The sequence below is a fragment of the uncultured Sphingomonas sp. genome (genome assembly GCF_913778135.1).
Taxonomy (GTDB): domain Bacteria; phylum Pseudomonadota; class Alphaproteobacteria; order Sphingomonadales; family Sphingomonadaceae; genus Sphingomonas.
The window spans coordinates 1-20646 of record NZ_CAJYVU010000050.1 but is presented as its reverse complement, the minus strand read 5'-3'; the positions used below and the strand labels follow the sequence as shown (position 1 = coordinate 20646).

Below are 20646 nucleotides of genomic sequence, written 5' to 3'. Positions count from 1 at the left end.
ATAAACGCGAGCATGATTTTCTCCCAGAAACGCCTTCCCGTCGGAAGGCTTCTCTTGGTTAGGCGATTTTAACGACTTCATCAACGCGGTTAACTCATCATTAACCATCTTTTGGTCTTAAGCCATTCTTCAGTCCTGTGCGCCTAGTTACGGTGCATGGACGCGTCCGCCAACACTGCCGAGCTCATCCACGCCGTCGCGCGCATGCGGTCGCCGTGTCGGTTCCACGTCTTGGTGGAGGCAGCGAATTTCACCTATCTGCGCCGTTATCTCGGCTGCGCGCGCGCCGACGTGCTCGTTCAGGACATGGTGGAGCGGCTTCGTCTGACATTGGCTGATGCACGCGTGCGTGCGATCGGGCGCAATCTGATCGAGCTGGATGTCGAGGGTGAGGCACCCGAACAGCTCGATACGTTGATGTCGTCAGCCTGCCGCGCGTTCGAGGACCCGCTTGATCTCGACGGTGAGCCGCACCGTATCAAGATCGTGATCGCAGGCGCGGTGGGCAGCTGGCAGACCGACGAAGTGACGCTGGCCGAAGAAGCCGAGCGCGCGCTCGCCAAGGCACGCGAATATGACAAGCCCGTCACGCAGGCGATCGAAGCGCTGCCGCACGACGCGAAGAAGCTGGCCGAGGAACTTGACCTCGCGATCGGTCGGGGCGAACTGGTCCTGTTCTACCAGCCGAAGGTGCACGCGCGACGGCAGGAGATCACGAGCGCGGAAGCGCTGATACGCTGGCAGCACCCGACGCGCGGGCTGATCCTGCCGGGTGACTTCATTCCGGTGGCGGAACAGGCGCAGCTGATCCGGCGGCTGACCCTTTGGACGATCGAGCAGGCGATCGTCGATGCAGCCAGGCTGCGTACCGCTGGCTACGATATGCGGCTGTTTGTCAACATTTCCGGTCAATTGCTGTCGGACGATTTGTTCGTGGCGAATGCCTGCCGCATGGTTGGTGGCAACGACGCGGCGCTCGGCTTCGAGGTGACCGAAACGTCGGTGATCCGCGATCCGGAGAGCGCGATCGCCAACCTGCAACGCTTCGCCGATATCGGTATCCGCATCTCGATCGACGATTATGGTGCTGGCCTGTCGAGCCTCGCCTATCTGAAACAATTGCCTGCGCGCGAACTCAAGATCGACAAGCTGTTTGTCACACAGTTGACGAGTTCCAACCGCGACCCGCTGATCGTTCGCTCGACCATCGATCTCGCGCACGCGCTCGACATGGAAGTCGTCGCCGAAGGCGTAGAGACGCACGCAGCGCTTGCGCTGCTGACGGTGATGGGCTGCGACATGATCCAGGGATTCCTGATCAGCCGGCCGATCGCATTCGACGCCTTCGTCACCTTCTTGCGCGAGGACCGACATCGCCGCGCACCGGAAGTGTCGCGGGACAGCTTCAACCGACTGGCCGCGACGTGGAAGCGCGGCTGATCAGATCCGTCAGGCCGTTGCTATTGACGGCCGCCTGCGTGACTGTGCTGGCCGCAGCACCTGTTCCGCAAAAAGGTGCTTTCGATCAGGCTATTGCTGCATCCAAGGCGGAGATGTTGATTTCACCAGAAAGGGCTGGTGAAATCGCCAAGAAAGCGGAGGCAATTGCTGCATCACTGCCTGAAGCGTATGAGCGGCGGAGCGCGTCGGCAATAGCACTTTGGTTGCGCGGAGAGGCCGCAAGCCGGAGCAATGATCCGACCCAGGCTGTTGCGATCCTGAAGAAAGCTGAAACAGAGGCAGCAACACTTCGACCCTTGCCGTCAATTTATCCAGATATCCTGCTGTCGAGAAGCGGAAGCCTGATAGAGGTTGGTCGAACAGCGGAGGCTCTACCCAGTCTTCAGCAGGCCTATAGGCTGTTCTCTGATGAGAAGGACAGGCGTGGCCAAGCGAAGGCCTTGATAAATTTGGCTCTACTTTACGACGGAGCACGCGATCGGATTTCGGCACTTCGCTACTTTGGTCAGGCGATTGACGCGTATGATGGTGATCCTGGTCTGTTGATCTCCATGTATAGTGGGCGCGGCGCCACCTACACTGCCATCAACAGGTTGGATCAAGCCGAGCGTGACTTCGTTCGGGCGAACCGTCTGGCGAGCAGGCTGCAGAGCGTCGGCATGACCGCCATCACTCTCGCTAACATGGCCAACGTTCGCCTGTTGCAAGGACGCCTCCCGGACGCAGACGTTGCGATCGCGCGCGGGTTGTCGATGTCTGCTGCGCCCGAGGGCCGTTCGGTTCGACCCACCTTCCTTCGACTCGCGGCACAAGCGGCATTCCAGCGCGGCAACCTGACGCGCGCGCGGGCGCTGATCGACGAGCGCTTCGCCGGTGTCGACCTGACCCGTACGATCCTGACCGAACGTGACGACCACCAGACGGCTTATTCGATCTACGCCGCGCTGCACGAGGACCACCTAGCGCTCCAACATCTCGCTTCGCTCAAGCGGCTCGACGATCAGGCAACCGAGGTCGCGCGGTCGAACAGCGCCGCACTCGCCGCCGCCCGCTTCGATTACGCCAACCAGGAACTGCGCATCGCCAAGCTGAAGGCGGACGAGTTGCAGACCACGGTCGCGCACGAGCGCGAGCAGGCGCGCATGCAGCGCACCGTCTTCGTCATCGCCGCATTGGGCGTGGCGCTAGTGATCGGGTTGCTGGCGTTTGGCATGTGGACGCTTCGGCGCAGTCGCGACCGGCTGCGCGTCGCGCGTGACAAGGTTGCCCGCGCGCTGGCGGTGAAAACCGAATTTCTTGCCGCCACCAGCCACGAGATCCGTACCCCGCTGAACGGCATCCTCGGCATGACCGAGGTCATGATCGCTGACCGGCAGCTCGACACCGAGACACGCGACCGTCTGTCGGTGGTCCACGGCGCAGGGGTGACGATGCGCGCGCTCGTCGATGATATCCTCGATGTGGCGAAGATCGAAACTGGCAAGATGACGCTCGAGCAGGCGCCGCTCGATCTGCGACGCACCATCGACGAGGCGTGCCGGCTGTGGCGCGAGCAGGCGCAGGCGAAGCACCTGTCATTCGATGTGCAGATCGACGCTTGTCCGGGATGGATCATCGGCGACGCGGTCCGCTTGCGGCAGATCGTGTTCAATCTGCTTTCCAACGCGGTGAAGTTCACCCCGGCGGGGTCGGTGAGCGTGGCGGTGACCTGTACCGGCGATCGGTTCCATGTCACGGTGGCCGACACCGGGATCGGCATCGCGCCCGAGGCGCACGAGGTAATCTTCGATTCGTTCCGGCAGGCGGATGCGGGTACGACGCGCCAATTCGGCGGAACCGGGCTCGGCCTCTCGATCTGTCGCAGCCTGTCGCGCGCGATGGGCGGCGACGTAACGGTGGTGAGCGCGCTGGGGCAGGGCGCGGTCTTCACGCTCGACCTGCCGTTGATCGCCGCGGAGCCGCCTGCCGACCTCGCCGAAGCGCCGCCGATGCTGCTGGTCGTCCGCAGCCCGATCACCCGTGCGATGCTAAAGGCTCTGTTCGAGGAGCACGGAAATTTGGTGTGTGCGGCCGATCTGGCGGAGGCGTCGGATATCGCGAGCGCCCGCACCCTCGATCGCGTCCTGATCGATGGTGATGAGGCAATGTTCGACGACGCAGCGACGCTGCCGGTGCTGGCCGAGTTTCTCGGCACTGCGCCGGTAGCGCTGCTGACGCCCGCGCTGGGCCCGGATCGTCGCGCACGCCTGCTCGCCAGTGGGGTCGATGCGGTTATCGAGCGGCCGATCGGCAAGAAGAAACTGGTCGATCATGTCATGCGGCTCGAACGTGTGCTTGTGCGCGGCGCGGCTTAGGCTAGGGTGTACTAGTGAAACGCAACACGGGCACCAGGTCGCAACGGACGGTTAGGACATGAACGTTCTCTTCATCGAGGACGATCGCATGAACCGCCGCGTCGTGCGCGACATGCTCGATGTCGCGGGCGCACACATGGAAGAGGCCGAGAGCGCCGAAATTGGCCTCGACCGCATCGAAGCCGAAGAATTCGACATGATCCTCGTCGATCTGCGCATGCCCGGCATGGACGGGCTGACCGCAATTCAGCACATCCGCGCGCGCGATGACGCGAAGGGAAGGCTGCCGATCATCGTCGTCACCGCCGATCGCGCGGTCGACCTGCGCGAACGCTGCCTCGCCGCGGGCGCCGACGACGTCATCTTCAAGCCCGTGGCGATGGATTCGCTGTTTGAAGCGATGGGCCGGCTGCTCGCAACCGGCGGTGACGACGAACTGATTTAGCCGAACGGTCCGGCGGGACGCGGCAGTGCGGAGCCCGCTGGTTGCGGTGGTCCGCGGCGCCCGGCGTCCTGCTCGGGCGATGGAGCCCAGCCGGTCAGGAACACGATCTCGAACCGCTCGGACGTGCGACCATCTGCGTCGGCGCGCGCAGCAAACGCAGCCGCCGCGCGCGCCAGCGTTTCGCGCACAAGTGGCGAGCGATCTTTTAGAACGTTCGCCGCACCCATCCCGCGCACATCTTGGAGCAATCGCATCAGCGAGCCATAGCGCACGGTCAGCGTTTCCGCGTCTGCGACCGGCAGTCGAAAGCCCGCGCGCAGCAGCAGGTCGCCGGCCGACCGCACCTCCACCTGTGGATGGATGCGCACCGCGGGCTTGTCGGCTTCCGCCTCACGCAGCACCGCACGCAGCGTCGCAAGCGATCCCGCGCTTGGGAATGCGCCAAGAAACAGCCCGCCGGGACGCAGCACGCGGCGGATCAGCGACAATGCACCCGGCAGATCGCTGACGGTATCGAGCGTGCCAGCTGCGACGACCAGGTCGAAGCTGGCGTCGGCGAACGGCAGCCGGTCCTCGTCCCCCTGCACGCCGCCTGCGGCGATCGCGAAGGCATGGCCGGGATCGAAGCGCGCGACTCGCGTACCAGCCGGCGGCGCGAAGCTCGCGTCGAAGCAGCCGAGATCGAGTACGTCGTCGAAGCCGCGTAGCACCGCGCCGAGCCGCTCCTCGATGCCGTCAAGCATCATCGCGCGAATGAAGTCATGGTCGCGAAAGTTGGCAGCGGCACGATCACGCTGGCGCCGTCGCGCCGAGCGGTCGAAGATTTCGGGAGGCGGGGTCACGCCTCGCTTGTGGCGACGCGTCAAAGCCACGACAAGGGGGCGGGTTGGCAGGATCGGGAAAGCGAGCGCAATGCGGGCGGTGATGACGATGCTGGCGACGCTGCGCGACCTGGCATTGCCCCCGCGCTGCCCGGCTTGCGGAGAGATCGTCTCGGCCGCACATCGCTTCTGCGCTCCTTGCTGGTCCAGTCTGCGCTTCATCGGTCCGCCGTGGTGCGACGGATGCAATCTGCCGTTCGATCATGATCGCGGACAGAAGGCGCGATGCGCGGGCTGCTTGTCCGATCCACCGAGGCACGCGGGCGTTCGCGCCGCGGTCGCATACGGCACGGTCGCGCGGACGGTTGCGCTGCGGCTCAAATATGCGCGTCGCGTTGCCTACGCCGAGACCGCTGCCAGGCTGATGAGACGGCATATGCCTCCGGAGACCGAGGTGCTCGTTCCGGTGCCGCTCCACCGCTGGCGACTGTGGAGCAGGGGCTATAATCAGGCAGCGCTGATTGCGGATCATCTGTCGCGCCTAGGCAACGTGCCCGTCGATCGCACGGCGCTGGAGCGTCACCGCGCCACCGCACCGCTCCGCGGCCACTCGCGCCGGGCACGGGCGCAGGCAGTACGCGCAGTATTTCGTGTGCGCGGCGAGGGCGTAAAGGGGCGCAACGTCGTACTCGTCGACGACGTCTACACCAGCGGTGCGACGACCGACGCGTGCACCGCGGTGATGCTTCGCGCCGGTGCGGCCAGCGTGACGATCCTCACCTGGACCCGCGTGCTCGATGACCGTGGCATTTAGCGTGGCGCGCGGATTGACAAGCCGGGTGTGCAACCACAGGTCAGTCCAATGGCACAGGTCGAAATCTACACCAAGGCGTTCTGTCCTTATTGCGCACGCGCGCTGCGGCTGCTCGGCGACAAGGGCGCGCAAGCCAGCGAGACCGACATTACGATGGATCGTACCAAGCGCGACGAGATGATCGCGCGCGCGAACGGGCGAACCACGGTGCCGCAGATCTTCATCGACGGCCAGCATATCGGCGGATGCGACGACCTGGTCGCGCTCGATCGTGCGGGCAAGCTGGACCCGCTGCTCGCCGCGTGAGCGTGCGCGGCTGGCAGTTAACCGATGATCGTCTTCGACCTTCGCTGCTCGGGCGATCACGTGTTTGAAGCGTGGTTCGGCTCCACTGCCGCATACGAGGATCAACGCGCGCGCGGGCTGCTGGCCTGCCCGATCTGCGGCACCGACGAGGTGGAGAAGGCGGTGATGGCGCCGCGCGTCGGCGCGAAGGGCAACAGTGTCGCGGCGAGTGGAAAGCCGGACATCAAGTCGCTGCTGAACGCCGTAGCCAGCGCGCAGGCCGCCGCGTTGAAGGATTCAAACTGGGTCGGGCGCGATTTCGCCACCGAAGCACGCGCGATCCACGATGGTGAGAAGCCCAATCGCCTGATCCACGGGCAAGCGACGCCGGCGGAAGCGCGCGCGCTGATCGACGAGGGCGTGCCGGTCGCGCCGTTACTGGTCCCGATCGTTCCGCCGAAGTCGCTGAATTAAGCTGGCGCACCCGACAGGATTCGAACCTGTGGCCTCTGCCTTCGGAGGGCAGCGCTCTATCCAGCTGAGCTACGGGTGCCTGTCCTTGCGGTTAGCGCAGCTATTCGCGGTGCGCCACCACAAATTGGCTTAATGTGCTCGGGTGATCGTCACCGGCTGGAACGGCGCCAGGCCGCAGCTTGCGCCGCGCGTCAGTCCGCCATCCTGATAGAGTACGGTGATGATGTCCTGCGCGCACAATTGGCCGATCGATGTCGCGTAGCTGAACCGGCGTTCGAAGCTCAACCCCGGGCACGACTGCGGCAAGGTCACGCGGTAGTAACGGTCGCGGCCGCCGGTCGTGCGAAAATCGATGACGCGGTCGCTGCGCACCAGGCTGTCGCGCAACTGCGTGATCGGCACGCAGTTTCGGGCAGGCCCCACAGGTGTCGCGACGGGACCGGTGTTGCGGTCGCGTACAGCGCCGGGTGCGGCGAGGAGGGCGAGGCAGCAGGCGAGGGCGGCGTAGCGCATGGTCACTCTCCGATCGCCGCCTTGTTGGTCTCCGCCTTAGCAGCGGGTGCCTTCGTGAGAGGCGGCGCCGTCTTCGGCTTGAACGCGCACAAGTCCGATACGATGCACCGCCAGCACTCCGGCTTTCGCGCCTTGCAGGTGTAACGTCCGTGGAGGATCAGCCAGTGGTGCGCGTGCAGGCGGAACGGCTGCGGCGTCGCCTTGTCAAGCTTGAGTTCGACCGCGAGCGGGGTCTTGCCGCGGGCGAGGCCGGTGCGGTTGCAGACGCGAAAGATGTGCGTGTCGACCGCGAAGGTTTCCGCGCCAAACGCCGAGTTCATCACCACATTGGCGGTCTTGCGCCCGACCCCGGGCAGCGTTTCGAGCGCATCGCGGTCAGCGGGCACCTCGCCGCCGTGATGGTCGATGAGCATCTGGCTTAGTGCGATGACGTTCTTTGCCTTGGTGTTGTACAGCCCGATGGTCTTGATGTGCTCCTTCAAACCCTCGAGCCCGAGGTCGACCATCTTCGCCGGAGTGTCGGCGATGCGGAACAGCGCGCGCGTTGCCTTGTTGACGCCCGCATCAGTCGACTGCGCCGAGAGGGCCACCGCGACCAGCAGGGTGTAGGCGTTGACGAACTCAAGCTCGGTTTCGGGATGCGGGTTCGCCTCCGCCAGCCGCGCGTAGAACTCGACGACGTCCGCCTTCTTCATCGCTTACAGCCCGAGCACCTCTGCCATCTGATAGCGTCCCGGCGTTCGGCCGGCGAGCCACAGGGCTGCCTTTACCGCTCCGCGGGCGAAGATGGTGCGGTCCTCGCCGCGGTGCCCCAGCTCGATCCGTTCGCCCTCACCAGCGAAGATAACCTGATGGTCGCCCACCACACTGCCGCCGCGCAGCGAGGAAAAGCCGATCGTCTCCTCCGTCCGCGCGCCGACCAGCCCAGCGCGGCCGTCGACGCGCACTTCGGAGAGTGACGTGCCGCGCGCCTGCGCCGCCGCCTCGCCGAGCAGAATCGCGGTGCCCGATGGCGCATCGACCTTGTGGCGGTGGTGCATCTCGACGATCTCGATGTCCCAGTCGCTGCCGAGCCGCGCCGCCGCCTCGCGCACCAATATGCCCAGCAAGGTGACGCCGAGCGACGTGTTGCCTGTCTGCAGCACCGCGATCTGCTGCGCTGCCTCGTCGATCAAGGCGTGATGCGCGTTCGACAGACCGGTGGTGCCGATCACGATCGGCGTTCCCGCTGCGACGGCGGCGGCGAGATGCGGCTGGAGCGCGGCAGGCGTTGAGAAATCGACTAAAACGTCGGCTGCCTGCGCCAGCGGTACGGGATCGCCGCCCGCATCGACGCCGCCCGCGATCGTGCCGCCTTCGTCGCCGACGATCGTCGCGATCGCGCGACCCATGCGACCGTTGCTGCCAAAAATCCCAATCGCGGTCATCGTGCGCTGCCCCTAGGAAAGCGGGCGTCTGAAGGGCGCTGCGGCAGGTAGGACGGCGTTGTCATGAAGGGCGCTATGGCACAGCGATGTGACAGGGGCGACCACGCGAACAGGTAAATTTGCGCTTGCTGCGGCCGGTCGGCTGGAGCGTGCCACCGCCCGACGCTTGCACCGCGGCGATCATCCGCTAGGCGCGGCTCCATGCCGCCCGAGGTCCTCCTGCCCGTCTTCGCTCCGTGGTTCGACATCGCAGGCCTGGCGGTCTTCGCCGCATCTGGCGCGCTGGCGGCGGCGCAGCGGGGGCAGACGTTCGTGACGCTCGCCTTCTTTGCGCTGATTACCGGGGTGGGTGGGGGAACGGTTCGCGACCTGCTGATCGGCGCACCGGTGTTCTGGGTCCATGATGCTCGCGTCGCGGCGGTATGTCTGGGGGTCGCGGTGCTGGTATGGCTGACGCCCGAGCGCTGGTGGCGCGGCGCCGCGCTCGACTGGTTCGATGCGATCGGGCTCGCCGCCTACGCGGTCTACGGCGCTGCGAAGGCGATCGGCTACGGCGTGCCGCCGCTGCCCGCCGCGCTTATGGGGGTCGTGACGGGCTGTGTCGGCGGGATCATCCGCGACGTGCTGGCGGGTGAGCCGTCGATCCTGATGCGGCCCGAGCTGTACGTGACTGCGGCGGCGCTCGCCTCGGGCATGTTCGTCGGTTTGCGCGAATGCAGCGTCGATCCGCGCACGGCCGCGATCGTCGCCGCGCTGATGGGCTTCGGGCTGCGCGCCGCGGCGATCCGCTGGCATCTGGCGCTGCCCGCCTATCGCGGACGACGCTGAGCGCTCAGTCCGATCTCGGCTTCGTGTAGGGAACGAATTGCCCCAACGCGACGAAGCCGTGCGGGATCGTGGACGTGCGATCGAGCAGTCGGATGATATCGCCGCGACACAGGTTGGTGCCGAACGTCCGCGTCACGATGATGTCGTCGCGACGAAGCTGCTTGGCGCCCTCGGGCGGCGCGTTGACGTATAATCGCGTGCCGACTCGGTAGACGATCGCACGGCCGGTCACGATCGTGTTGCCGGTCACGTTGGGGAGCGAGATGCATTCGACCGGCTTTCCCGCGACGTGCCCGTCGAGCAGCTTCTGCAGCTCGGCGTCGGGATCTGCACGCGCCGCGGTCGCTGGCGACGTTGGTGTGATCGCTGCCAGCGCCAGCGCCGCGGCACCGAACAGCAGCTGGGATATTTTCGGCATCGTTGGCCTCGTAGCAGAGGCTTGTTGAACGCAGACTGACCTGTCCGGCTCCGCACGCCAGTCCGGCGCGCGGAGCCGGTCAGATCACAGCCCCAGCCTGGCGAGCAGCAGGTCGAGCAGGCGCACATCGACGGCGCGCGCGACCATCGGCCCCGATCCGGCGCACTCCAGGCACTCGGCGCGGACGGCCGAACCCGACAGGAGCCGGCGCGCATCGCCGATCGCCAGCGCTGCCACCTGGCGCTGCTGCCACGCCATCCGCGACATCACGTCCGATCCGGCGCTGGCGTCCTCGTCCTCGTCCCGGTTCCACTGCTTCGCGACCGTTGCGGCAAAGCCGGGCTGCTTTTCCAGGTAGACGATGTCGGTTGCATCCACCTTCGCGCGCTTTGCGGCTTCCGCCACTGCGTCGGACAGCGAACCGAAGCGGTCGACGAGGCCGAGCTGGCGCGCCGGTCCACCCAGCCAGACGCGACCCTGGCCGATCTCGTTGACGCGCGCGACCGGCAGGTGACGCGACTGCGAGACGCGGGTCAGGAACTGCATGTAACCGTGCTCGATCGTCGACTGGATCACCGTGTCGATCACTGGGTTGGTGCCCGCGAACACGTCCGGCTGGCCCGACAGCGGCGTGGTGCGGACGCCGTCGCTGGTGATGCCGACCTTAGCCAGCGTGTTCTCGAACGTCGGGATCACGCCGAAGATGCCGATGGAGCCGGTGATGGTGTTCGGCTCGGCGAAGATCACGTCGCCGGGTGTCGACACCCAGTAACCGCCCGATGCGGCGAGCCCGCCCATCGACACCACGATCGGCAAGCCGCGGCGCTTCGCCTCCAGCAAGGCAAGGCGGATCTTCTCCGACGCCAGCACCGACCCGCCGGGCGAGTCGACGCGCAGGACGAGCGCCTTGAGGTCGTTCTTCGCCAGGCCCGTGTAGATCGCGTCGGACACGGTGTCGCCGCCCGCGGTACCCGGACCTGCCTTGCCATCGACGATCGTGCCCGCGACGGTGACGATGCCGATCTTGCCCGTCTTCGGCAACGGCTTGGCGTCGACATAAGCGTCATAGTCGATCGTGTTGAAGAAGCCGGCGGGTTTCTTGTCGTCACCACCCGCGATTTGCGCGACGCGGCGCCCGAACGCGACGCGGTCGCCCAGGTGATCGACGATCCCCGCGCGCAGATTGGCCTGCGCGATGTCGCCGCCCGCGGCCTGTACAACCTGTGCTGGATTGGCTAGCAGCCCCGCGATCTGCGCCTTCGGTCGCGCTTGCTGCACGGCGGTGCGCCATTGTTCGAACAGGCCGCCGTACAGCGCCTCGGACGCGGCGCGCGCCTCCGGGCTCTGGTCGGCGCGGATGTAGGGTTCGACCGCCGACTTGAACTTGCCGACGCGGTAGACGTGCGCGTTGACGCCCAGTTTGTCGATCAGCCCCTTATAGTACATCTGCGTGCCGCCGGGCCCTGAGAACAGCGTGCCGCCCTGCGGGTCCATCCAGATCTCGCTCGCTGCCGAGGCGATGCGGTAGCCGCCATCGGTATAGGCGATGCCCCAGGCGAGCACGGGCTTGCCCGCGCGGCGTACCTCGGCGAGCTTGTCGGCAACCTCACCGAGCGCCGCTGGATAGGCGCCACCGAACTTCTCCAGATCGACCACCACCGCCTTGACGCGGTCGTCGCTCTTGGCGGTATCCAGCGCGCGGATGATGTCACGTAGGCGATACTGCCGGCCGACCTGCTGCCCGCTCAGCAACTGGGTGAATGACACGTCCTCCGGCTGTTCGACGATCGGGCCGTTCAGATCGAGCACCAAGGCGCCATCCTTGATCGCCGGCGCACGGCTGCGCGCGTTCAGCGCGGCGAACAATGCACCAAAGAACAGCAGCAGCAGGACGAGCACCAGCGCGTCCTTGATGCCGACCAGCAGTTTCCACGCGCCCCGTACCAACTTCATGCGCACACCAGCTTCATGATCGCTATCCTCGTGGGCGAGTTCGCCCCTTACCCACGGTGTTAGCGCGCCGTGTATGGCGTGAGCAATACGCTTCTATGGTCAACGGCCGTCCGACCGCCTAACGGCTGCGGCGATGCACGTCGGCCCGACCACTCCCGCACCGCTCGACGAGCCGCGCCCGACCGGCTGGCGGGATGAGTTGTTCGCGCTCTCACGGCTCGCAGGACCGCTCGTCGCGGCCAATCTGTTGCAGATGGCAGTCGCCGCGGTCGACGTGATCTTTCTGGGACGCATCGGCACGCTCGAGCTCGCCGCGTCGACGATGGGCGTGTTCCTGTTCAATCTGCTGCTCTACGCGGTTATCGGGCTGACCAGCGCCGCTGCACCGCTGATCGCGGCCGAGCTGGGGCAGCGCGCGCATGCGGTACGCGAGGTGCGGCGCAGCGTGCGCATGGCCCTGTGGGTCGGCGTTGCGGCATCACTCGTCATCATGGCGATCCTCGCCAACGGTGAGCGGCTGCTGCTGCTGGCCGATCAGGACCCGCGCGTCGCCGTCAGCGCCGGGCGCTTCCTCGACATCCTCTTGCTAGCGACGATCCCCGGCGTGGTCGCGGGCGTGTTGCGGACTCTGGCGGCGGCGCTGGGGCGTCCCGGTTGGGCGTTCGTGGTGACCGGTCTCGCGCTGGTGCTCAGCATCCTCGTGAATTGGCTGCTCGTTTTCGGCAATGCCGGCTTCCCGCGCTTGGGGCTGGAGGGCTCGGCGATCGCCAGCGTGGTCAGCACGACCGGCATGGTCGCGGCATATCTGCTCATTTTCTTCACCGACCGTCGCTTGCGGCGCTATCGCCTGTTCGGGCGTTGGTGGCGCCCGGAGTGGACACGCGCGCGCGAGATCGTGCGGCTGGGCGTGCCGATCATGCTCACCTGGCTGTTCGAGGGCGCGCTGTTCGGTGGTGCGGCGGTCCTGATGGGGTTGATCGGCGTGACCGAGGTCGCGGCGCACGCGGTCGCGCTCAACATCGCAGCCGTCGCGTTCCAGGTGCCGTTCGGCGTCGCGCAGGCGGCGACGATCCGCGTCGGGCTGGCGTTCGGTGCGCAGGACGCGGTGTGGGTGGCAAGGGCAGGGCGCACCGCGCTCTCGCTCGGCATCGGCTTCATGGGGGTGAGCGCGATCGCGATGTGGCTGGCACCGCGGGTGTTCATTTCCGCCTACATCGACGTCGACGCCACGCAGAACGCAGCGGTGGTGCCGCTCGCGCTGCAATATCTCGCCGTCGCCGCGGTATTCCAGCTCGTCGATGGTGCACAGGCGGTCGCGGCCGGGGTGCTGCGGGGCTTGCAGGACACGCGCGTGCCGATGCTGGTCGCGCTGTTCGGTTACTGGGTGATCGGCTTCGGCACCGCGGCCGCGCTCGGCTTCGGGACATCGCTTGCGGGTACCGGTATCTGGATCGGGCTGGCGTCGGGGCTTCTCGCCGTATCGGTGCTGCTGCTGTGGCGCTGGCACGCGCGCGATCGGCTCGGCCTGCTGGGCTCACGCTCGGCCTGAAAAAAGGTTCCGAAAAGCTCATCCGTCCCCATTGACGATGCATGGGGCGCCACACATATGCCGTTCCGCTGGCACTCGCCCAAGCCGAGTGCCAAAAAAGTGTCATCAATCGAAAAAGGGTTTCAGCAATGAACTTTCGTCCGTTGCACGACCGCGTTCTCGTCCGCCGCGTCGAGGCAGAGGAGAAGACGGCCGGTGGGATCATCATCCCCGACACCGCCAAGGAAAAGCCGCAGGAGGGCGAAGTCGTCGCCGCCGGCACCGGCACCAAGGCCGAGGACGGCAAGGTCACCCCGCTCGACGTCAAGGCCGGCGACCGCATCCTGTTCGGCAAGTGGTCGGGTACCGAGGTCAAGGTCAATGGCGAAGACCTGCTGATCATGAAGGAATCGGACATCCTCGGGATCGTCGGCTGAGCGTTCTTCGAACCTCAACTTTCTCAACTTCGTAATCTGAAAGGGTAGCCAACATGGCAGCCAAGGACGTGAAATTCGGCCGCGACGCGCGTGAGCGCATCCTGCGCGGCGTCGACATCCTCGCCGATGCGGTCAAGGTGACCTTGGGGCCGAAGGGCCGCAACGTCGTCATCGACAAGAGCTTCGGTGCGCCCCGCATCACCAAGGACGGTGTGACGGTCGCCAAGGAGATCGAGCTCAAGGACAAGTTCGAGAACATGGGCGCGCAGATGGTGCGCGAAGTGGCCTCGAAGACCAACGACACCGCCGGTGACGGCACCACCACTGCGACCGTGCTCGCCCAGGCGATCGTGCGCGAGGGCATGAAGTCGGTTGCGGCCGGCATGAACCCGATGGACCTGAAGCGCGGCATCGACATCGCCGTCACCAAGGTGATCGAGGACGTGAAGTCGCGCTCGAAGCCCGTCTCCGGTTCGCAGGAAGTCGCGCAGGTCGGCATCATCTCGGCCAACGGCGACCGCGAAGTCGGCGAGAAGATCGCTGAGGCGATGGAGAAGGTCGGCAAGGAAGGCGTTATCACCGTTGAAGAGGCCAAGGGTCTCGACTTCGAGCTCGACGTCGTCGAGGGCATGCAGTTCGACCGCGGCTATCTGTCGCCGTACTTCATCACTAACCCGGACAAGATGACGGTCGAGCTGACCGATCCGTATATCCTGATCCACGAGAAGAAGCTGTCGAACCTGCAGGCGATGCTCCCGATCCTGGAAGCGGTCGTGCAGTCGGGTCGTCCGCTTCTGATCATCGCCGAGGACATCGAGGGCGAGGCGCTTGCCACGCTGGTCGTCAACAAGCTGCGTGGCGGCCTGAAGGTCGCAGCGGTCAAGGCACCGGGCTTCGGCGATCGTCGCAAGGCGATGCTCGAGGACATCGCAATCCTGACCAAGGGCGAGGTGATCTCCGAGGATCTCGGCATCAAGCTCGAGAGCGTCACGCTCGGCATGCTCGGCACCGCCAAGCGCGTGTCGATTGACAAGGACAACACCACCATCGTCGACGGTGCGGGTGAAGCCGACGCGATCAAGGGCCGCACCGAGGCGATCCGCCAGCAGATCGAGAACACCACCAGCGACTACGACCGCGAGAAGCTCCAGGAGCGTCTGGCGAAGCTCGCCGGCGGCGTGGCGGTGATCAAGGTCGGTGGTGCGACCGAGGTCGAGGTGAAGGAGCGCAAGGACCGCGTCGACGACGCGCTGCACGCGACCCGCGCCGCGGTGGAAGAGGGCATCGTTCCCGGTGGCGGCACGGCGCTGCTCTACGCGTCGAAGGCGCTTGAGGGGCTGACCGGCACGAACGAGGACCAGACGCGCGGCATCGACATCGTCCGCCGCTCGCTGACCGCGCTGGTGCGCCAGATCGCGCAGAACGCCGGTCACGACGGTGCGGTGGTTTCGGGCAAGCTGCTCGAGGGCAACGACACCTCGCTCGGCTTCAATGCCGCGACCGACACCTACGAGAACCTGGTTCAGGCCGGCGTGATCGATCCGACCAAGGTTGTGCGCACCGCGCTGCAGAATGCAGCATCGGTCGCGGGCCTCCTCATCACCACCGAGGCGACCGTCTCCGAGGTGCCCGAGGACAAGGCAGCGCCGGCGATGCCGGGCGGTGGCATGGGCGGTATGGGCGGCATGGACTTCTGACTTTCGACCGGGGCAGGGAAGCCTGCCCCGGACAGAAATCAGAACGGCCGGCGGGTCGGCGAAAGCCGGACCCGTTCGACGCCCAGCAGCGGCTTCGCCGCTGCCATCCCACCGAAAGAGGGCCGAGCGGAGCGATCCGCCCGGCCCTTCTTTTGTTGGATCATCCGCGTTATCTTGACTGTCATGCGGAGCAATGCTGCCTACCAGCCGATCACGGTCGAGCAGTTCCTCGACATCGATTTCGGCACCGATCGCAAGTACGAGCTGATCGATGGCGTCATCCAGATGATGACCGGCGGCACGCCCGCACACTCGCGCGTGGCAGTGAACATTCTGGCTTTCTTGCACCGCAAGCTGCGCGGCACCGGCTGTCGTGCCTACAACGCCGACATGGGGCTTCGGGTCGATGACGTAAACTGTCGCTACCCGGATGTCAGCGTCTACTGCGGTAACCCCGGCAGCCATGAGCGCGAGCAGGCCGAGCGCATCTACTCCGACCCGGTGGTCCTGTTCGAAGTGCTGTCGCCATCGACGTCAAACATCGACCGCGTCGACAAGCTGGAGCAATATCGCTCGATCGCTTCGGTCGACACGATCGTTTTCGTTGATCCCGAGCGCGAACTCAGCCGGGTGATCCAGCGGCTCGGTCCCACGTCGTGGCGCGACGATTTGTTCGCGCAGCCGCACGACATCGATCTACCCGCGCTCAAGCTGTCGATCCCGCACGATGAGATTTTCGCGCGCGACTGATCGGCTGGTTGTGCGTTCGGGCGGGCATGAGCAATCGTATACCCCTCGACGGCAAGATCCTCGGCTTCGGTCCCATGCTTCCGTTGGTCGCTGCGGGCATTGGCGCCTGGACGTTGCCGGCCGAATGGAAAGTCATCGCGCTCAACTGCGCGATCATCTGGGGTGCGTTGATCCTCGCGTTCGTCGCCGGCGTGCGGCGCGGCTACGGCTTCGGCAATCCAAATGCCTCCAAACCGACCGAGATCGCGGTCGCGCTGTCCTATTTTTCGATCGCCGGCCTATCGCTGATCGTGCCCTACGCCTCGATCGCACTTGCGCTGCTGGCAGCGGGTTACGCCTTTGTCGCGCTGCTTGACCGACGTGCAGGCCGCCGCGGCAACGCGCCTGCATATTTTGCCACGTTACGCGGCCCGCAGTTCCTGCTCGGCGCTGCAGGATTGGCGGCATGCTGGGCGTGGCTGATGCATTGAGCGGCAGCCACGCCTAAGTCGTTCATTTTCGCTTCATCTCTTCCTGCAGCAGTTTGACGTCCTGGCTGCGGCCACGTGGCAGGATCAGGATGTCGTTGCCGCTCGCAACCACGATCAGGTCCTCGACCCCCACCATCGCGATCCGCGCGCCATCGCTGCGTACCAGGCAGTTGCGGCTGTCGAGCACGATCGCGTCGCCGTTCACGACATTCCCGTGTGCATCGTTGTCGGCGATCTGATGGAGTGCGTCCCAGCTGCCGACATCGCTCCACCCCATCGTAACCGGCACCACTGCCACGCGCTCGGCCTTCTCCATGACCGCATAGTCGATCGAGTCCGATGGCGAGGCCTCGAATGCAGTCTTATCGGGGTGCACCCGCACGCCATCGCGTTGCGCCCCCTCCAGCGACGCCTTCGCGGCCGCGAGGATGTCGGGTCGGAACTGCTCCAGTGCCTTTAGGTACGCGTCGGCGCAGAACAGGAAGATGCCACCGTTCCAGGCATGATCGCCGCTCGCGATCATCGCCTCCGCCACATCACGCTGTGGCTTTTCAACAAACCGAGCGACGCGGTGAACACCGGCAGCGACCTCGTCACCCACCTTGATGTAGCCGTAGCCCGTCTCCGGCGCGTCTGGCGTGATGCCGAAGGTGATCATCCAACCATCCTCGACCAGCGGCAGCGCAGCATGGATCGCGGCGTGAAACGCGTCCGGATCGGCGATCACGTGGTCGGACGGCATGACCAGCAGCGGTGCCTTGCCGTCGGCTTCGAGCGCCGCCAGCGCGATCGCCGGCGCGGTGTTACGCCCCGCGGGCTCCAGGATGATCGCCTGCGGCGAGGCGGTGATCTCGGCCAGTTGCGTCTCGACCTGATCGGCATGCGCCGCATTCGCGACCACGATGGGTGCTGCAAAGGCGTCGCCGTGCGCACGCGCTGCGGTCAGTTGCAGCATCGTCTCGGCCGCGGTCAGCGCCAGGAACTGCTTGGGTCGCTCCGGCCGCGACATCGGCCACAGACGCGTTCCCGATCCGCCGGACAGGATCACCGGCACAATGGCTGACAAATGTATTCTCCTCAGTCCCCCCGCTGCCGCTCAAAACGGCAACGCAGGCGTAACGACCCGGCTGCTACAAAGCTCCACGTTCAGGAAATCTTTGCCAATTTACGCGAAGGCCTGTCGGAAAGGCTTACAACGCGAGGGTGCGGCCTCCATGACGCGGGTGTTCAAACATTACGTACCCAATGCGGTACTGCTGCTCGGGCTGCTCGACTTCATGCTACTGCTGCTGGCAGCGGAGGCAGGGTGGCAGGTGCGTGCCTGGCAGATCGGCATGGACGTCGAGGGCGTCGCTACCCGCATCCCGCAATTGCTGTCGTTCGCGCTGCCGCTCGAGATCGCGATGGTCGCTGTCGGCGCCTACGGGGTGCACGCGTTCGAGTCTTGGCGCTTCGCGACTGCCCGATTGCTGGTCGCCATATCGCTCGGCATCATTTTCCTGTCGCTGCTGTTCTTTCTGACGCCCGCCATCACCTTTTGGCGATCGAACTTGTTCTTTGGCATGATCTTCGCCATCGCCGGCCTCGTCGGGGTGCGTTTCGCGATTGGCAGTTTCATTCGCGGCGATGCGCTTCGCCGGCGCATCCTTGTACTGGGTGCGGGGCGTCGCGCGGCGAAACTCGCCGAATTGGCCGCGCGGCCGCGGGCCAGCTTCAAGATCGTCGGCAACGTTGCGATGGGTGAGCCGAGCACGGTCATCGACACCGCCATAGGTCGTGACGCGATCGACAATTTGGCCGACTACGTGCTCGCCCTGGACGCGACCGAAGTTGTGCTGGCAATCGAGGAGCGGCGCAACTCGCTGCCGCTGCGCGACCTGTTGCGCGTCAAGACGACGGGCGTCGGCGTGATCGATTACTCGACCTTCCTTGAGCGCGAGACCGGACGCATCGATCTCGACAGCGTCAATCCATCGTGGCTGATCTTCTCCGACGGGTTTTCTTCGGGACGGATGCTGTCGAGCATGTTCAAGCGCGCATTCGACGTCGCGGTCAGCCTGCTGCTGCTGGTCCTCGCGCTGCCGGTGGTTCTCGTCACTGCGGTGGCGATCAAGCTGGAGAGCCGCGGTCCGGCCTTTTACCGCCAACGTCGGGTAGGGCTCTATAACCAGCCCTTCGATATCCTGAAGCTGCGTTCGATGCGGCAGGACGCCGAGGTGGCCGGCACGGCGGTATGGGCGGCGGAGGACGATCCGCGAATAACGCGCATCGGCAAGCTGATCCGGAAAGTGCGCATCGATGAACTGCCGCAATGCTGGAGCGTGCTGAAGGGCGAAATGAGCTTCGTCGGCCCACGCCCCGAACGCCCGCATTTCGTTGCCGATTTGGAACGCGAACTGCCATTCTATGCCGAGCGGCACATGGTGAAGCCGGGTATCACCGGCTGGGCACAGATCAATTATCCCTATGGTGCGTCAACTGAGGACGCGCGGCACAAGCTCGAATACGACCTTTATTACGCGAAGAACTACACGCCGTTCCTCGATCTGTTGATCCTGTTGCAGACATTGCGCGTCGTGCTGTGGCCTGAGGGCGCACGCTGAGGTGACGGTCGCGGCGTTTATCATCTGGCTGCACGGCCTGGCGGCGCTGTTGTTCGTCGGCGCTGCGCTAGCCGAGGCGCGATCGCCGCTACGCGCGATCCCGCGGTGGCTGCTGCTGTTCGCGCTTGGATCGAGCGCGCTTTGGTCGTTGAGCGTTGCAGGGATTGGTGACGGTGACCTGGTCGCGCGAGTGCTGGTGATCGTGCGCAATGCGGGCTGGCTGGCGGTGCTTTTCGCGCTGTCCGCGAACGTCGCGGGCGAGTCGCGCTGGCGTGTCGGCGTCTACATGTCGGTTGCGCTCTGCCTACTGCTGGCAGCAGCGCTGGTCGTGGCGTTCGCGGTGCAGATGCGCGGTGACGCGCAAGCTGAAGTCGAGCGGCTGTGGCTGATCCTGCGTCTGCTCGCCACCATCGGAGCGCTCGTGTTGCTGCACCAGCACGTGATCGCACGTGCAGGCCGCTGGAGCGAGGCAACGGCGGTGTTGACCGCGGCGATGGCGGTTATGTGGGTGAGCGATCTGTTCGTGCTCGCAGTCGCTTATTCTGCGGGTACATGGGCCGACGGGCTGACGACCTTGCGCGGCGTGGCAAATGTGCTGGTGGCAACGACGGCGATTGTCGCGGTCCAGCGCCCCACCGATCGTACGCTCAGCGTGTCGAGAGCGGCGGCGGCGCAGATGATTGTGGTCATAGGCGGAATGACCTACGTTGCCGTCGCAATTGCGGTAACCGGCCTGCTGGGCGAGATTGCGGGGACGCATGCGCGGGTGTTCCAGGTCGCGTTCGTCATCGGCACGGGTACTGCATTGTTCACCTTTGTCGCGACGCCGTGGCTGCGCGCCTGGTCAAAGGTGATGATCGCCAAGCACCTATTCAGTCATCGCTACGATTACCGTGCGGAGTGGATGCGCTTTACCGAGACCCTGGGTGTGTCTGGCGCCGACGTGCCGTCCTTGCCGGACCGGGTCGTGCAGGCGATCGCGGATCTGACCGGGTCGCCCGCAGGCCTGCTGCTCTACGTCGAAGGTGACGAGCTGATGACGGGTTCGGCCTGGCGCTGGGAAGAGGCGCCATCCGTCCGGGCAGAAGCGTTGATCGCGTATCTGGCGCAAACCGCGCGGATCATCGACCTCGATCGCTGCCGGCGAGGAGATGCGCCGGCGGATGAGACCGCGGCCATGCCGCCGTGGCTGATCGCGCGCGACGATGCCTGGGCGGTGGTGCCGCTGCTGCGCGGGACCATGCTGATCGGTGCGGTCGTCCTCGCGCATCCGCTGGTCCCCCGCGCGCTCGACTGGGAGGATTTCGACCTGCTCGGCGCGGCGGGGCAGCAGGCGGCGAGCTTTCTGGCGGAGGAACGCGCGCACGA

Annotated in this window: 21 protein-coding genes and 1 tRNA gene; 14 read left to right on the top strand and 8 right to left on the bottom strand. The window is 65.6% G+C overall.

Annotation, left to right across the window (positions count from 1 at the left end):
* Window positions 1-156: 156 nt before the first annotated feature.
* From QZ847_RS05365 to QZ847_RS05355, 3 genes are read left to right on the top strand one after another with little or no spacing between them, the layout of a single operon-like run.
* Window positions 157-1440, top strand: a complete 1284-nt coding sequence (locus QZ847_RS05365) for an EAL domain-containing protein (protein ID WP_294353927.1) — start codon at window positions 157-159, stop codon at window positions 1438-1440.
* Window positions 1425-3815 carry an ATP-binding protein gene (locus tag QZ847_RS05360; protein WP_294353924.1) on the top strand — a complete coding sequence of 797 codons (2391 nt, stop codon included), beginning with the start codon at window positions 1425-1427 and terminating at the stop codon, window positions 3813-3815. Before QZ847_RS05365 ends, QZ847_RS05360 begins: the two co-directional genes overlap by 16 nt.
* 58 nt (window positions 3816-3873) lie before the next feature.
* Window positions 3874-4260 (top strand): response regulator, encoded by a 387-nt coding sequence (locus QZ847_RS05355; protein WP_294190687.1) that lies wholly within the window; start codon window positions 3874-3876, stop codon window positions 4258-4260.
* Here QZ847_RS05355 and QZ847_RS05350 read toward each other — a convergent pair.
* On the bottom strand, window positions 4257-5303 hold the full coding sequence (locus QZ847_RS05350; RefSeq protein WP_294353921.1) for a methyltransferase domain-containing protein: 1047 nt from the start codon (window positions 5301-5303) through the stop codon (window positions 4257-4259). The genes QZ847_RS05355 and QZ847_RS05350 overlap by 4 nt on opposite strands.
* Between QZ847_RS05350 and QZ847_RS05345 the strand changes: the two genes are divergently transcribed.
* The 3 genes from QZ847_RS05345 to QZ847_RS05335 are packed head-to-tail and all read left to right on the top strand — an operon-like array spanning window position 5185 to window position 6654.
* The gene (locus QZ847_RS05345) at window positions 5185-5895 is read left to right on the top strand and encodes a ComF family protein (RefSeq protein WP_294353919.1); all 711 of its coding nucleotides are present in this window, start codon (window positions 5185-5187) and stop codon (window positions 5893-5895) included. The two genes, QZ847_RS05350 and QZ847_RS05345, sit on opposite strands and share 119 nt — an antisense overlap.
* A gap of 48 nt (window positions 5896-5943) precedes the next feature.
* Window positions 5944-6201 carry a glutaredoxin 3 gene (gene grxC / locus QZ847_RS05340; protein ID WP_294353915.1) on the top strand — a complete coding sequence of 86 codons (258 nt, stop codon included), beginning with the start codon at window positions 5944-5946 and terminating at the stop codon, window positions 6199-6201.
* A gap of 24 nt (window positions 6202-6225) precedes the next feature.
* Window positions 6226-6654 carry a DUF1178 family protein gene (locus QZ847_RS05335; protein WP_294353912.1) on the top strand — a complete coding sequence of 143 codons (429 nt, stop codon included), beginning with the start codon at window positions 6226-6228 and terminating at the stop codon, window positions 6652-6654.
* A gap of 2 nt (window positions 6655-6656) precedes the next feature.
* Here the strand turns inward: QZ847_RS05335 and QZ847_RS05330 are convergent.
* From QZ847_RS05330 to dapB, 4 genes are all read right to left on the bottom strand, one after another.
* Window positions 6657-6733: transfer RNA gene (locus QZ847_RS05330), tRNA-Arg, on the bottom strand.
* 50 nt (window positions 6734-6783) lie between these two features.
* On the bottom strand, window positions 6784-7173 hold the full coding sequence (locus QZ847_RS05325) for a hypothetical protein (RefSeq protein WP_294353910.1): 390 nt from the start codon (window positions 7171-7173) through the stop codon (window positions 6784-6786).
* Window positions 7170-7862, bottom strand: coding sequence for an endonuclease III (nth, locus tag QZ847_RS05320; RefSeq protein ID WP_294353907.1), 693 nt, complete (start codon window positions 7860-7862; stop codon window positions 7170-7172). Before nth ends, QZ847_RS05325 begins: the two co-directional genes overlap by 4 nt.
* A gap of 3 nt (window positions 7863-7865) precedes the next feature.
* A complete protein-coding gene (gene dapB, locus QZ847_RS05315; protein ID WP_294353905.1) occupies window positions 7866-8594 on the bottom strand; it encodes a 4-hydroxy-tetrahydrodipicolinate reductase in 729 nt (242 codons plus the stop codon).
* Between the two features lie 201 nt (window positions 8595-8795).
* Between dapB and QZ847_RS05310 the strand changes: the two genes are divergently transcribed.
* The gene (locus QZ847_RS05310) at window positions 8796-9422 is read left to right on the top strand and encodes a trimeric intracellular cation channel family protein (RefSeq protein ID WP_294353902.1); all 627 of its coding nucleotides are present in this window, start codon (window positions 8796-8798) and stop codon (window positions 9420-9422) included.
* 4 nt (window positions 9423-9426) lie between these two features.
* Here QZ847_RS05310 and QZ847_RS05305 read toward each other — a convergent pair whose 3' ends face one another.
* Both QZ847_RS05305 and sppA read right to left on the bottom strand, forming a co-directional pair.
* The gene (locus QZ847_RS05305; protein WP_294353900.1) at window positions 9427-9840 is read right to left on the bottom strand and encodes a hypothetical protein; all 414 of its coding nucleotides are present in this window, start codon (window positions 9838-9840) and stop codon (window positions 9427-9429) included.
* Between the two features lie 84 nt (window positions 9841-9924).
* Entirely contained in the window at window positions 9925-11793 is a 1869-nt protein-coding gene (gene sppA / locus QZ847_RS05300) for a signal peptide peptidase SppA (RefSeq protein WP_294353898.1), read from the bottom strand.
* Window positions 11794-11926: 133 nt separating this feature from the next.
* Here sppA and QZ847_RS05295 point away from each other — a divergent pair, with 133 nt between their 5' ends.
* The 5 genes from QZ847_RS05295 (at window position 11927) to QZ847_RS05275 (ending at window position 16675) form a co-directional block, all read left to right on the top strand.
* Window positions 11927-13342, top strand: a complete 1416-nt coding sequence (locus tag QZ847_RS05295) for an MATE family efflux transporter (protein ID WP_294353895.1) — start codon at window positions 11927-11929, stop codon at window positions 13340-13342.
* Window positions 13343-13470: 128 nt separating this feature from the next.
* Entirely contained in the window at window positions 13471-13758 is a 288-nt protein-coding gene (gene groES, locus QZ847_RS05290; RefSeq protein ID WP_093003109.1) for a co-chaperone GroES, read from the top strand.
* Window positions 13759-13811: 53 nt separating this feature from the next.
* A complete protein-coding gene (gene groL, locus QZ847_RS05285; protein WP_294353891.1) occupies window positions 13812-15455 on the top strand; it encodes a chaperonin GroEL in 1644 nt (547 codons plus the stop codon).
* A gap of 183 nt (window positions 15456-15638) precedes the next feature.
* Window positions 15639-16205, top strand: coding sequence for a Uma2 family endonuclease (locus QZ847_RS05280; protein ID WP_294353889.1), 567 nt, complete (start codon window positions 15639-15641; stop codon window positions 16203-16205).
* A gap of 26 nt (window positions 16206-16231) precedes the next feature.
* Window positions 16232-16675 carry a DUF3429 domain-containing protein gene (locus tag QZ847_RS05275; RefSeq protein ID WP_294353887.1) on the top strand — a complete coding sequence of 148 codons (444 nt, stop codon included), beginning with the start codon at window positions 16232-16234 and terminating at the stop codon, window positions 16673-16675.
* A gap of 22 nt (window positions 16676-16697) precedes the next feature.
* On the opposite strand, the gene QZ847_RS05270 is transcribed toward QZ847_RS05275, so the two are convergent.
* A complete protein-coding gene (locus QZ847_RS05270) occupies window positions 16698-17741 on the bottom strand; it encodes a mannose-1-phosphate guanylyltransferase/mannose-6-phosphate isomerase (protein WP_294353883.1) in 1044 nt (347 codons plus the stop codon).
* A 148-nt stretch (window positions 17742-17889) separates the two neighbouring features.
* On the opposite strand from QZ847_RS05270, the gene QZ847_RS05265 reads away from it, so the two are divergent.
* Entirely contained in the window at window positions 17890-19278 is a 1389-nt protein-coding gene (locus tag QZ847_RS05265) for a TIGR03013 family XrtA/PEP-CTERM system glycosyltransferase (RefSeq protein ID WP_294353880.1), read from the top strand.
* Between the two features lies 1 nt (window position 19279).
* Window positions 19280-20646, top strand: a 1367-nt coding sequence (locus QZ847_RS05260) for a GAF domain-containing protein (RefSeq protein WP_294353877.1), incomplete at its 3' end; no start/stop codon positions are given.

Excerpts from the sequence above, each read along its gene's own strand:
- QZ847_RS05365 (WP_294353927.1), top strand. The coding sequence starts at position 157 with ATGGACGCGTCCGCCAACACTGCCGAGCTCATCCACGCCGTCGCGCGC.
- QZ847_RS05355 (WP_294190687.1), top strand. The coding sequence starts at position 3,874 with ATGAACGTTCTCTTCATCGAGGACGATCGCATGAACCGCCGCGTCGTG.
- QZ847_RS05345 (WP_294353919.1), top strand. The coding sequence starts at position 5,185 with ATGACGATGCTGGCGACGCTGCGCGACCTGGCATTGCCCCCGCGCTGC.
- QZ847_RS05350 (WP_294353921.1), bottom strand. The coding sequence starts at position 5,303 with ATGAAGCGCAGACTGGACCAGCAAGGAGCGCAGAAGCGATGTGCGGCC.
- grxC (WP_294353915.1), top strand. The coding sequence starts at position 5,944 with ATGGCACAGGTCGAAATCTACACCAAGGCGTTCTGTCCTTATTGCGCA.
- QZ847_RS05335 (WP_294353912.1), top strand. The coding sequence starts at position 6,226 with ATGATCGTCTTCGACCTTCGCTGCTCGGGCGATCACGTGTTTGAAGCG.
- nth (WP_294353907.1), bottom strand. The coding sequence starts at position 7,862 with ATGAAGAAGGCGGACGTCGTCGAGTTCTACGCGCGGCTGGCGGAGGCG.
- dapB (WP_294353905.1), bottom strand. The coding sequence starts at position 8,594 with ATGACCGCGATTGGGATTTTTGGCAGCAACGGTCGCATGGGTCGCGCG.
- QZ847_RS05310 (WP_294353902.1), top strand. The coding sequence starts at position 8,796 with ATGCCGCCCGAGGTCCTCCTGCCCGTCTTCGCTCCGTGGTTCGACATC.
- QZ847_RS05305 (WP_294353900.1), bottom strand. The coding sequence starts at position 9,840 with ATGCCGAAAATATCCCAGCTGCTGTTCGGTGCCGCGGCGCTGGCGCTG.
- sppA (WP_294353898.1), bottom strand. The coding sequence starts at position 11,793 with ATGAAGTTGGTACGGGGCGCGTGGAAACTGCTGGTCGGCATCAAGGAC.
- QZ847_RS05295 (WP_294353895.1), top strand. The coding sequence starts at position 11,927 with ATGCACGTCGGCCCGACCACTCCCGCACCGCTCGACGAGCCGCGCCCG.
- groES (WP_093003109.1), top strand. The coding sequence starts at position 13,471 with ATGAACTTTCGTCCGTTGCACGACCGCGTTCTCGTCCGCCGCGTCGAG.
- groL (WP_294353891.1), top strand. The coding sequence starts at position 13,812 with ATGGCAGCCAAGGACGTGAAATTCGGCCGCGACGCGCGTGAGCGCATC.
- QZ847_RS05280 (WP_294353889.1), top strand. The coding sequence starts at position 15,639 with ATGCGGAGCAATGCTGCCTACCAGCCGATCACGGTCGAGCAGTTCCTC.
- QZ847_RS05275 (WP_294353887.1), top strand. The coding sequence starts at position 16,232 with ATGAGCAATCGTATACCCCTCGACGGCAAGATCCTCGGCTTCGGTCCC.
- QZ847_RS05265 (WP_294353880.1), top strand. The coding sequence starts at position 17,890 with ATGACGCGGGTGTTCAAACATTACGTACCCAATGCGGTACTGCTGCTC.